The sequence below is a fragment of the Vibrio sp. MMG023 genome (assembly GCF_021654215.1).
GTDB classification, from domain to species: Bacteria; Pseudomonadota; Gammaproteobacteria; order Enterobacterales; family Vibrionaceae; genus Vibrio; species Vibrio jasicida.
Genome location: NZ_JAKFZP010000002.1, coordinates 892,396 through 904,777, shown reverse-complemented (window position 1 = coordinate 904,777; position 12,382 = coordinate 892,396). Strand labels below are relative to the sequence as shown.

The window sequence follows — 12,382 nt, the reverse complement described above, 5'->3', positions numbered from 1 at the left end:
AGCAGTGGAAAAACATCATGTCAGACATTTTATCTTCATTGGCTTACCTTACGGGTAAGCCTGTAGCATCAGCAAAAATCAAAGCGCAACCAGAACACTTTCAGGTTCGCGAAGACTTAGGTTTTGCCTTTACGGGTGAAGGCGAGCATTTAATGGTTCGTATCCGTAAAACGGGCGAGAACACCAGCTTTGTTGCTAATGAGCTAGCAAAAGCCTGTGGCGTTAAGTCGAAAGACGTTAGCTGGGCGGGTCTTAAAGACCGTCACGCTGTGACTGAACAATGGCTAAGTGTTCATTTACCGAAAGGTGAAACACCAGATTTTTCAGCATTTTTGGCGCAATACCCAAGTATCGAAATTCTGGCAACAGATCGTCACAATAAAAAACTACGCCCTGGTGACCTAGTAGGGAACGAGTTCGTGGTTACTTTGTCTGAAGTGACAGATGTAGCGGATGTTGAGCAACGCCTTGAAAAAGTGAAACAAGTTGGCGTGCCGAACTACTTTGGTAGTCAGCGTTTTGGTAACGATGGCAACAACCTTGAAGAAGCACGTCGATGGGGGCGCGAGAACGTACGTACTCGTAACCAAAACAAGCGCAGCATGTATTTGTCGGCGGCTCGTTCGTGGATCTTCAACCGCATCGTTTCAGCTCGATTAGAGCAAGGCGTGTTTGACAAGTTCATCGACGGTGATGTGGCGAAGACAACTTCTGGTACTCAGTTGATTGATGCAAGCAACATTGCTGATCTACAGGCACAATTTGCTCAGGGCGAAGTAGTTATTACTGCAGCGCTAGCTGGAGACAATGCACTTCCAACTCAAACAGATGCATTAGCCTTGGAGCAGCCTTTTTTGGATGAAGAACCCGATTTAATGGCATTAATTCGTGGGAATCGTATGCGTCACGACCGTCGTGATATTGCACTTAAACCTCAAGACTTAGCTTGGACGGTGGATGGCAACAATATTACGTTGACCTTCTCGCTAGATGCCGGTTCGTTTGCGACCTCTATCGTACGCGAGTTGATTATCGAGGAAAAAGTAGAAAGAGAATATTAATGGAAATGGATTCACCAAACGCGAAGCCATTAAGAGTACTGCTCAGCAATGACGACGGCGTTCATGCTCAAGGAATTCATGCGCTTGCTGATGAGCTAAAAAGTATTGCTGAGGTGACGATTGTGGCACCAGATCGAAACCGGTCTGGTGCTTCGAACTCACTGACGTTAGAGCAGCCTCTGAGAGTAAATGAGATCGCACCCAACACCTTCTCTGTGCAAGGCACCCCGACAGATTGTGTTCACTTTGCATTGAATGAATTGATGAAAGGCGATTTACCTGACTTAGTTCTCACTGGGATCAATCATGGCGCGAACCTTGGCGATGATGTCTTATATTCAGGTACGGTTGCCGCTGCGATGGAAGGGCACTTTCTTGGCGTTCAATCTGTTGCTTTTTCGTTGGTGGGTAAACAGAACTTTGCAGCTGCGGCAAAAATTGCCCGTCAGCTAGTTGAGCAGCATTTGGTTAGGCCGATCCCGACTAACCGCTTACTGAACGTCAATGTTCCTGATTTACCACTAGAACAATTAGGTGAGATTGAAGTGACACGTTTAGGCGCCCGTCATCATGCCGAGAATATGATCAAGCAACAGGACCCACGTGGGCATGATATATATTGGTTAGGTCCTCCGGGTAAAGAGCAAGATGCTGGAGAGGGCACCGATTTTTATGCGATTGAGCATGGTCGAGTTTCAATCACCCCACTGCAAGTTGACCTCACTGCTCATGAGTCTTTGCGTGCGATGGACAGTTGGTTAAAGGAAGAGAAGTAATGAGTAACCCACATGCTGACAGGTTGATAGCGTTTCTTATCTCCAGTGGCATCAGTGATCAACGCGTATTGGATGCCGTGTACTGTTTGCCGCGTGAGAGTTTTGTCTCACAGGCAATGATGCACCAAGCGTACGATAACAATGCGTTACCGATTGGTCAGGGGCAAACTATTTCTCAGCCTTACATTGTTGCGAAAATGACAGAATTGCTCGATCTCAAACAAAGCAGCAATGTGCTTGAGATAGGAACAGGATCAGGTTATCAAACGGCTGTACTTGCTCAAATCGTTGATCATGTTTATTCCGTTGAACGCATCAAGTCTTTGCAATGGGACGCTAAGCGTCGCTTGAAACAACTGGATATTTATAATGTCTCTACCAAACATGGTGACGGCTGGCTCGGATGGGAAGCGAAAGGTCCGTTCGATGCGATTATTGTCACTGCGGCTGCGGAAAGTGTTCCCCAAGCACTTTTATCTCAGCTGAAAGAGGGCGGTAAGATGATCATACCTGTTGGTGAGGATGAGCAACAATTGTTGAAAATTGAACGCAAGGGTGAACAATTCCTTTCTACCGTGGTAGAAATGGTAAGATTTGTGCCATTAGTTGCAGGCGATTTAGCTTAAGGGTTAAAGATCAGGTGAATAGGTTCTTACGTCGTTTTGGTATTAGCTGCTTGATAGCCGCGGGACTTGTCGGTTGCGCGGCTCATTCGCCTGCGCCTGTTTCTAGCTTAAATAAAGACTATTCTAGTGTTGAACGAGGCAGTTATAGAGGCAGTTATTATGAAGTAAAGAAAGGAGATACACTTTATTTCATAGCTTATGTCACAGATAAGAATGTAAATGATCTTGTTCGTTACAATGAACTTAACGCACCCTATACGATTTTCCCTGGTCAACGATTAAAACTTTGGGCACCGAAATATGTTGCTCCAAAATATGGTCATAAAGTGGAACCCGTTGTTCCTCCAGTGGTTGCGACAAAACCAGCGCCAGTGACTAAAACATCAACAGCGTCAAAGCCGTCAAATTCAAGTAAAAGCTCTACTCAAAAGCCTGCGACCACTACGCCTAAAGTTGCACAAAAACAGCCGCCAAAGAAGGTTGAACAATCCAAACCAAAGGAGTATGTTGGGTCAAAAGGTAATCAGAATGTTAAACCGAAACCACCAGTAACTGCGGCGAAAAACGATAAAGTATCAAAGTGGTTGTGGCCAACAAAAGGGAGAGTAATCAAGAACTTCTCAGCGGGAGAACAAGGAAATAAAGGCATAGACATCGCAGGACAGCGTGGTCAGCCTATCGTTTCAACCGCGGCCGGCACTGTTGTGTACTCAGGTAATGCGCTACGAGGTTATGGCAACCTAATTATAGTGAAGCATAACGACAATTATTTAAGCGCATACGCACACAATGACAGATTGCTGGTATCAGAAGGACAAAGTGTCAAGAGCGGACAAAAAATCGCTACCATGGGTAGTTCTGGTTCTAAGTCAGTTAAGCTCCACTTTGAAATTCGCTATCAAGGTAAATCCGTAAATCCAAAACGATATTTACCTTAAAACTTTGAATAACAACTTGCGACATCATTTAGCGACATATTGAGTTGTTATGTTTGCTAACTCGCCAGGGGGAGGCGTTATGAGTATCAGCAACACAGTCACCAAAGTTGAAGAGTTCGAATATGACAACGCAACGACAGGAAGCGGAAGTCCTGAACTTGAAAAAACATCTAAAAAAATCAAAGCAACAGCTCGCGAAGAGTTTGATGCGAGCAATAAAAGTCTAGATGCGACACAACTGTACTTAGGCGAAATTGGCTTTTCACCACTACTCACAGCAGAAGAAGAAGTACTTTACGCTCGTAGAGCATTACGTGGCGATGAAGCTGCCCGTAAGCGAATGATCGAAAGTAATTTACGTCTTGTCGTGAAGATCTCTCGTCGTTACAGCAATCGCGGTTTAGCACTTCTTGATCTTATCGAAGAAGGCAATCTGGGCTTGATCCGTGCGGTTGAGAAGTTTGATCCTGAACGAGGTTTCCGTTTTTCAACCTACGCAACGTGGTGGATTCGCCAAACGATTGAGCGTGCGTTGATGAACCAAACTCGCACCATTCGTTTGCCAATTCATGTGGTTAAAGAGCTAAACATTTATCTGCGTACCGCACGTGAACTTTCTCAGAAGCTCGACCATGAACCAACGGCAGAAGAAATTGCAGCTCAGCTAGATATTCCAGTTGAAGACGTAAGTAAAATGCTTCGCCTTAACGAGCGTATCAGCTCTGTCGATACACCTATCGGTGGTGATGGCGAGAAAGCGCTACTGGATATAATTCCTGATGCAAACAATTCGGATCCCGAAGTATCCACTCAAGACGATGACATCAAATCCTCGTTGATTGACTGGCTAGAAGAGCTAAATCCAAAACAGAAAGAAGTGCTTGCTCGTCGTTTTGGTTTACTTGGCTACGAGCCATCAACGCTTGAGGAAGTGGGACGTGAGATTGGTCTAACACGTGAACGTGTACGTCAGATTCAAGTTGAAGGTTTACGTCGATTGCGCGAAATCTTGATTAAGCAAGGTTTGAACATGGAAAACCTGTTCAACGTGGAAGTCGACTAGGACAGCCCTGCTTTAAAGGTGAATTTAGAATAAACAAAAGGCTATGGGAAACCATAGCCTTTTTGCGTTTTATTGAAGATGCGTCAGATTAGAGCATCTTCCTCAAGCGGTAAAGCTCTTCCAATGCCTGACGTGGCGTTAGATCGTCAGGATCAATATTCGACAGTGCTTGCTCTACATCGCTTGGCTCTGGGATCAAGCTTAGTTGGTTTGCCACATCGACAGCACTTGGTCGTGGAGAGTCATTATCTTGACCTAATTGCTCAAGCTGAGACAGTTTGTTGCGCGCATTCTTGATCACGGGTTTTGGAACTCCAGCCAACCCAGCAACGGCAAGGCCGTAAGACTTGCTTGCTGCACCTTCTTGGACTGCGTGCATAAAGGCAATGCTGTCACCGTGCTCTACTGCATCTAGGTGGACGTTGGCAAGATTTGGCAGTTGGTTTGGCAGTTCAGTCAACTCAAAATAGTGCGTTGCAAACAGGGTCATTGCGCCTATTTGTGTGGCTAGCCATTCTGCACTTGCCCATGCTAAAGAAAGACCATCATAAGTACTGGTACCGCGGCCGATCTCATCCATTAACACCAAGCTGTTTTGAGTCGCATTATGAAGAATATTCGCTGTTTCGGTCATTTCTACCATGAAGGTAGAGCGCCCGGAAGCAAGGTCATCGGATGCGCCAATACGAGTAAATATACGATCCAAAGATCCGATATGAGCTGATTCGGCTGGTACGTATGAACCAATGTGAGCCATCAAAGCAATCAACGCAGTTTGGCGCATGTAGGTCGATTTACCACCCATGTTTGGACCAGTGATGATAAGCATCTTACGGTCTGAGCTTAACTCTATTGGGTTAGCAATAAATGGTTCACTGGTTACTTGTTCCACAACAGGGTGGCGGCCTGCTTGAATACTGATACCGGCTTCTTTATCTAGAGTCGGGCGACAGTAATCTAACGTGTCTGCACGTTCGGCAAGGTTTTGTAAAACGTCCAACTGAGAAATCGCTGACGCAAGGTTTTGCATTTTCTCAAGGTTTGGCATCAATAAATCAAACAGCTCTTCCCACAGTTTCTTCTCTACTGCTAACGCTTTTGACTTAGAGTTTAGAACCTTGTCTTCATGCTCTTTCAACTCTGGAATGATGTAGCGTTCTGCATTTTTCAGTGTTTGTCGACGCACATAATGTGGTGGAACCAAGTGGCTTTGGCCACGACTAACCTGAATAAAGAAACCGTGTACGGCGTTGTAGCCTACTTTTAGTGTATCAATACCGTGGCGCTCACGTTCGTCTGCTTCGAGCTTTTCTAGATACTCGGTTGCGCCATCTGCGAGTTTACGCCATTCATCAAGCTCAGCGTTGTAGCCCTCTGCAATCACACCACCCTCGCGAATAACCACTGGTGGATTTTCTTTGATTGCACGTTCTAGCAGATCACAGACATCATCAATTGGCGCGGCAAATTGAGCCAATTTAATTAGGTAAGGATGCGCCAGAGAAGACGTTACACTTTCCAATTCTGGGAGTTGTTGCATTGCGTAACGCAGTCGAGCCATATCGCGAGGACGAGCAGAACGAAGTGCTAAGCGAGCCAAAATACGCTCAATATCACCAATTTGTTTGAAAATTGGTTGAATGTCGGTGAACAAGCTTTGATCTTTGATTTCGCTGATCGCATCTAAGCGATTGTTTAAGGTATCAATACAGCGCATTGGTTGGTGTAACCAGCGCTTGAGCATACGACTGCCCATTGCGGTCGCACAATGATCTAAGACTTCCGCAAGCGTGTTATCAGTGCCACCTGATAGGTTTTGTGTTAGCTCAAGGTTGCGACGAGTCGCTGCGTCAAGAATCACAGAGTGATCTTGTCTGTCGTAGGTGAGTGAACGAATGTGTGGCAGGGCAGTACGTTGAGTGTCCTTTACATATTGAATCAAACAGCCAGCGGCGCACAAACCAAGTGATGCGTGTTCAACACCAAAGCCGACTAAGTCACGAGTGCCAAATTGTTGGTTAAGCTGTTGCTTCGCAGTATCGAGCTCAAACTCCCAAACAGGGCGGCGGCGGTTACCATTACGGTTAGACATGAGGTGAACGGCCTCAAAATCTTCAGGGAAAAGTAGCTCTCGTGGGGCCGTACGTTGAAGTTCTGCTGCCATCGCTTCTTCGGTTTCAGGCTCAACCAATTGGAAGCGTCCAGAAGTTACATCCAATGTCGCGTAACCAAATTTACCATTGTGCTGATAGATTGCTGCAATCAGGTTATCGATACGCTCAGATAGCAGAGCTTCGTCGGTCACAGTACCTGGCGTGACGATGCGTACTACTTTACGTTCAACCGGACCTTTGCTTGTTGCAGGATCGCCAATCTGTTCACAAATCGCAACAGACTCACCAAGCTGAACAAGTTTGGCTAGATAACCTTCAACGGCGTGGAATGGAACGCCAGCCATTGGGATAGGTTCACCTGCCGATGCACCGCGTTTAGTCAACGAAATATCAAGCAATTGAGATGCGCGTTTTGCATCGTCGTAGAAGAGTTCGTAGAAGTCGCCCATGCGGTAAAACAGCAAGATTTCAGGATTCTCAGCCTTTAGCTTGAGGTATTGCTGCATCATCGGAGTGTGTTTTTGTTCAGCTTTCACAGGTAAGTACTTTTGTTTATTTCCGTAGCGGCTTAGGATACGTGAATCCCTATCAAGTAAAAAGAGACAAAGGGCATTTTTGGCTATGGAAAGAGCAACAAAATTGAGTGCCGATTTAGGGGCATTATTGGCTAAGCATGGGCATATTTTAACGACGGCAGAATCTTGCACTGGAGGTGGGGTTGCAACAGCAATCACTGATATTGCAGGTAGCTCTGCTTGGCTAGACCGCGCATTTGTGACCTACAGCAATGAAGCTAAAATGGAAATGCTTGGTGTACAAGCTTCAACATTAGAAGCGCACGGTGCTGTGAGTGAGCCAGTCGTGATTGAAATGGTGCTGGGCGCCCTAAATCATTCAAATGCAACTATTGGAGTCTCGATAAGTGGCATAGCAGGCCCTAGCGGTGGAAGCGAAGAAAAGCCTGTTGGGACGGTTTGTTTTGCCTTTGCAGATAATCAGAATTGGCAGCAAGTGGAAACCATGCATTTTACTGGTGATCGTGCGCAAGTTCGCAAAAAAGCGATTGAGCATGCACTGACTCAACTGCATCAGTATTTGATCTAGAATTTCTTTAATTGTCGTAGCCCAGTTTTGATAAGGGCTGGAGCAAATAGTAGGTTTAGGTCTGCCAAATTTTTTTCATACAGGTATAGACACTGTATGAATCAACAGTATAATGACTTTCATTGATGAGCAGTTCTTCTGCTCAAGAAAAATGAATTATGATTCATCGCCCAAAGAAGATGAATAAATCGGAGAAAGTAATGGACGAGAACAAACAGAAAGCGCTCGCCGCTGCGCTAGGTCAAATTGAAAAGCAATTCGGTAAAGGCTCTATCATGCGCCTTGGTGATAACCGCGCAATGGACGTAGAAACCATCTCAACGGGTTCTCTTTCTCTTGATATCGCTTTGGGTGCTGGTGGTCTGCCAATGGGTCGTATCGTAGAAGTTTACGGTCCAGAATCTTCAGGTAAAACAACGCTAACTCTAGAGCTTATTGCAGCAGCGCAACGTGAAGGCAAAACTTGTGCATTTATCGATGCGGAGCACGCGCTAGATCCTGTATACGCGAAGAAACTAGGTGTTGATATCGATGCTCTACTTGTTTCTCAGCCTGATACGGGTGAGCAAGCTCTTGAGATTTGTGACGCACTTGCACGTTCTGGTGCTATCGACGTCATGGTTGTCGACTCTGTTGCGGCACTTACTCCAAAGGCTGAAATTGAAGGCGAAATGGGCGACAGCCACATGGGTCTTCAAGCTCGTATGCTTTCTCAAGCAATGCGTAAGCTTACAGGTAACCTAAAGCAGTCTAACTGTATGTGTATCTTCATCAACCAAATTCGTATGAAGATTGGTGTGATGTTCGGTAACCCTGAAACCACTACTGGTGGTAACGCTCTTAAATTCTACGCTTCTGTTCGTCTAGATATCCGCCGTACTGGCGCAATCAAAGAAGGCGATGAAGTTGTGGGTAACGAAACGCGCATTAAAGTGGTTAAAAACAAGATTGCTGCACCGTTTAAAGAAGCGAATACGCAAATCATGTATGGCCAAGGCTTCAATCGTGAAGGTGAATTAGTCGACCTAGGCGTTAAGCACAAGCTAGTAGAAAAAGCGGGTGCATGGTACAGCTACCAAGGCGATAAGATCGGTCAAGGTAAAGCGAACGCTTGTAACTACCTACGTGAGCACACCGAAGTGGCAAAGACTATCGATGCTAAGCTACGTGAAATGCTACTTTCTCCTGCTTTACCTGAAGCGCCAGAAACCGGTGAAAAATCAGAGCAAGAAGAAGAGTTTTAATCTTTTCTTCAATTAATATCTAACAAAGCCCTGCGATGCGGGGCTTTGTTGTATCTGCTGAAATCAAAACCGTTAAAAATAAAGGGCAGATTAATATCAATCCCAGTAAGTAGGTGAGCAGAACTGGCACAGCAACAAGCTAGAGTGAGCAGTTATTTACTACGATTGTTTTAGAGTCTGTACAGCAAAAATAGTTTTAGGATCATCATGTACCAAAAGCGTCAAGCTCCGACGTTGTCGAGCAAAGAAGCGGCGATTCAGCTACTAAGCCGTCGTGATCATGGACAATACGAGCTCTATCAAAAGCTGGCTCTAAAAGGTTATGAAGAGGCCGATATCGAAGTGGCCATCAACTTTTGCCTCGACCACAATTACTTAGATGACCTGCGTTATGCCAAAAGTCAGATTCGTCAACACGTTTATAAAGGGCATGGTGAAAGGAGAATTCGACAGGAGTTGAATCAAAAACGCGTGGCTGAATCTATCATTGAAACAGCGATGGAAGAGGAACCACAAGACTGGTTTGAACTGGCAAGAACGGCGGCTGAGAAGAAATTCAAAGGAATGAAAGCCAAAGACCAGAAAGAATACGCTAAACAGGTGCGATTTATGCAATATCGTGGCTATAGTTTTGACCAAATCAGCTATGCGCTGAGCTTTGATTACGAAGATTAGCGGTCAGTAGCTCACACTGTTTTTTGTTTTGCTTCAAATTTTTTCCTCTAATGCCTCTTTTCCGCAAGAAAACTAGTCGTAGCTGATTGCATGATCTACAATACGGCAAAATTCTAACTCGACTATTTTCAGGAAGAGCTGCATGTACATGAGCACTGATGAGGTTCGTAACGCGTTCCTCAAGTTCTTTGAGAGCAAAGGACACCAAATCGTAGAAAGTTCATCGTTAGTTCCACATAACGACCCAACCCTGCTGTTCACAAACGCGGGTATGAACCAATTTAAAGATTGTTTCTTAGGCTTAGAAAAACGAGCCTACACTCGAGCGACTACGGCTCAACGTTGTGTACGTGCTGGTGGTAAACACAACGACCTGGAAAACGTTGGCTTCACTGCTCGTCACCACACATTCTTTGAAATGCTAGGCAACTTCAGCTTTGGCGATTACTTCAAAGAAGACGCTATTGCGTTCGCTTGGGAATTCCTAACAGTAACCCTTAAGCTGCCAGCAGACCGTCTACTTGTAACCGTTTACGAGACAGACGACGAAGCATTCGATATCTGGAACCAAAAAGTAGGTGTTCCAGCAGACCGCATTATTCGCATCGGCGACAAGAAAGGTGGTAAACCATACGAGTCAGATAACTTCTGGCAAATGGGTGACACAGGTCCTTGTGGTCCATGTACTGAAATCTTCTACGATCACGGTGAGCACATCTGGGGTGGCCGTCCTGGCACACCTGAAGAAGATGGTGACCGTTTCATCGAGATCTGGAACAACGTATTCATGCAGTTCAACCGTCACGCAGACGGCACTATGGAACCGCTACCAAAGCCATCGGTAGATACTGGTATGGGTATCGAACGTATCTCTGCAATCATGCAAGGCGTTCACTCAAACTACGAAATCGATGTATTCCAAGCTCTTATTAAAGCTGCTGCTGAAGTGATTGGCTACGAAGATCTATCAAACCAATCGCTACGCGTTATCGCTGACCACATCCGTTCATGTTCATTCCTGATCGTTGATGGCGTTATGCCTTCAAACGAAGGTCGTGGTTACGTTCTACGTCGTATCATCCGTCGTGCAGTTCGTCACGGTAACAAGCTGGGCGCACAAGGTGCATTCTTCCACAAACTGGTTGGTGTACTAGCGGAAATCATGGGTACGGCTGGTGAAGAGCTGAAGCGTCAACAAGCTGTGGTTGAAAAAGTACTGCGTATCGAAGAAGAAAACTTCGGTCGTACACTTGAGCGCGGTATGGCGATTCTAAACGAAGCACTAGATAACATTTCTTCGCAAGGAACGGACGGTAAAGTACTAGACGGCGAAACCGTATTTAAACTTTACGATACTTACGGCTTCCCAGCTGACTTAACTAATGACGTTGCACGTGAACGTGAGTTTGCAATCGACGAAGAAGGTTTCGAGAAAGCGATGGAAGAGCAGCGTCAACGTGCGCGTGAAGCTGGTAACTTCGGTACTGACTACAACGCAGCAATCAAAGTTGATACGCAAACAGAATTCTGTGGTTACACAGGTACTAAAGGCTCTAGCTCTGTAGCGGCGATGTTCGTTGAAGGCAACGAAGTAGAATCTCTATCTGCTGGCGACAAAGCAATCATCGTGCTTGGTGAAACACCATTCTACGCAGAGTCAGGCGGTCAGTGTGGTGACGCTGGTGAGATCCGTACTGAAGCTGGTGTATTCCGTGTTGAAGACACTCAAAAACTAGGTAACGCAATCGCACACCACGGTGTAATGGCTGAAGGCGTTCTAGCAAAAGGTGATGAAGTTGCCACTATCGTTGACGCAGAGCGTCGCGCTGCAATCTCTCTAAACCACTCAGCAACGCACTTGCTGCATGCTGCACTTCGCCAATTACTTGGTGAGCACGTAACGCAGAAAGGCTCTCTAGTAAAAGCGGATAGCCTACGTTTCGACTTCTCACACTTAGAAGCGGTAACGGCAGCTGAGCTAAAAGAAGTTGAGCGTCTAGTAAATGCTCAAATTCGTCGCAACCACACGATTGAAACTAACGTGATGGATATCGAGTCTGCTAAGAAGAAAGGCGCAATGGCGTTGTTCGGCGAGAAGTACGACGACGAAGTACGTGTACTGTCTATGGGTGACTTTTCTACTGAACTTTGTGGTGGTATCCACGCTTCAAACACAGGTGACATCGGTCTATTCAAGATCACATCTGAAGGTGGTATCGCAGCAGGTATCCGTCGTATCGAAGCGGTAACGGGTGAAGGTGCGCTAGACGCAATCGAAGCTCAAGCGGCTAAGTACGAAGAGAAACTGGCTGAATCAGCGCAGAAAGCAAAATCTCTAGAGAAAGAAATCCAGAAACTGAAAGACAAGATGGCTGCGGCAGAAAGCGCAAACATCATGGGTAAAGTTCAGGATATCAACGGTACTAAAGTACTGATTGCTGCTCTAGAAGGCGCAGATAACAAGAACCTACGTACTATGGTTGATGACATCAAGAACCAAGTAGGTAGCGGTGTAATCCTTCTTGCTAACGTGAACGATGACAAGATCGGTCTGATTGCAGGCGTAACCAAAGACCTTATCGGTAAAGTGAAAGCAGGTGACCTAGTTAAGATGGTTGCTGAGCAAGTTGGCGGTAAAGGCGGTGGTCGTCCTGATATGGCGCAAGCTGGTGGTACAGATGTATCTGCACTACCAGAAGCGATTCAATCAGTACAGCCATGGCTAGAAGAGCGCTTATAAGCTTTTAACATCCTTTACGCTCAATCAAAGTTATTTGATTG

The 12,382-nt window shown here is 45.8% G+C and carries 10 protein-coding genes; 9 read left to right on the top strand and 1 reads right to left on the bottom strand.

Annotated features, from left to right (window positions below; genetic code table 11):
* Positions 1–17 precede the first annotated feature (17 nt).
* The 5 genes from truD to rpoS all read left to right on the top strand — a co-directional run bounded on the left by truD (position 18) and on the right by rpoS (position 4,464).
* On the top strand, positions 18–1,061 hold the full coding sequence (truD, locus tag L1076_RS09270) for a tRNA pseudouridine(13) synthase TruD (protein ID WP_039976444.1): 1,044 nt from the start codon (positions 18–20) through the stop codon (positions 1,059–1,061).
* Positions 1,061–1,837: a 5'/3'-nucleotidase SurE gene (gene surE, locus L1076_RS09265; protein ID WP_038870275.1), complete on the top strand. Its 777-nt coding sequence runs from the start codon at positions 1,061–1,063 to the stop codon at positions 1,835–1,837. The genes truD and surE overlap by 1 nt, the downstream gene beginning before the upstream one ends.
* Complete coding sequence (locus tag L1076_RS09260) at positions 1,837–2,463, top strand: protein-L-isoaspartate(D-aspartate) O-methyltransferase (RefSeq protein WP_038870274.1); 627 nt, start codon at positions 1,837–1,839, stop codon at positions 2,461–2,463. Before surE ends, L1076_RS09260 begins: the two co-directional genes overlap by 1 nt.
* Positions 2,464–2,477: 14 nt before the next feature.
* The gene (locus L1076_RS09255; RefSeq protein ID WP_038870272.1) at positions 2,478–3,401 is read left to right on the top strand and encodes a peptidoglycan DD-metalloendopeptidase family protein; all 924 of its coding nucleotides are present in this window, start codon (positions 2,478–2,480) and stop codon (positions 3,399–3,401) included.
* Between the two features lie 79 nt (positions 3,402–3,480).
* On the top strand, positions 3,481–4,464 hold the full coding sequence (gene rpoS, locus L1076_RS09250; RefSeq protein WP_237303529.1) for an RNA polymerase sigma factor RpoS: 984 nt from the start codon (positions 3,481–3,483) through the stop codon (positions 4,462–4,464).
* Positions 4,465–4,552: 88 nt separating this feature from the next.
* On the opposite strand, the gene mutS is transcribed toward rpoS, so the two are convergent.
* Positions 4,553–7,114 (bottom strand): DNA mismatch repair protein MutS, encoded by a 2,562-nt coding sequence (gene mutS, locus L1076_RS09245; RefSeq protein WP_237303528.1) that lies wholly within the window; start codon positions 7,112–7,114, stop codon positions 4,553–4,555.
* 85 nt (positions 7,115–7,199) lie between these two features.
* Between mutS and pncC the strand changes: the two genes are divergently transcribed.
* From pncC to alaS, 4 genes are all read left to right on the top strand, one after another.
* Positions 7,200–7,682 carry a nicotinamide-nucleotide amidase gene (pncC, locus tag L1076_RS09240; protein ID WP_038870269.1) on the top strand — a complete coding sequence of 161 codons (483 nt, stop codon included), beginning with the start codon at positions 7,200–7,202 and terminating at the stop codon, positions 7,680–7,682.
* A 200-nt stretch (positions 7,683–7,882) separates the two neighbouring features.
* Positions 7,883–8,926 carry a recombinase RecA gene (recA, locus tag L1076_RS09235; protein ID WP_237303527.1) on the top strand — a complete coding sequence of 348 codons (1,044 nt, stop codon included), beginning with the start codon at positions 7,883–7,885 and terminating at the stop codon, positions 8,924–8,926.
* 207 nt (positions 8,927–9,133) lie between these two features.
* A complete protein-coding gene (gene recX / locus L1076_RS09230) occupies positions 9,134–9,601 on the top strand; it encodes a recombination regulator RecX (RefSeq protein WP_039976452.1) in 468 nt (155 codons plus the stop codon).
* 142 nt (positions 9,602–9,743) lie between these two features.
* Positions 9,744–12,341, top strand: a complete 2,598-nt coding sequence (gene alaS / locus L1076_RS09225) for an alanine--tRNA ligase (RefSeq protein ID WP_038881218.1) — start codon at positions 9,744–9,746, stop codon at positions 12,339–12,341.
* Positions 12,342–12,382 lie beyond the last annotated feature (41 nt).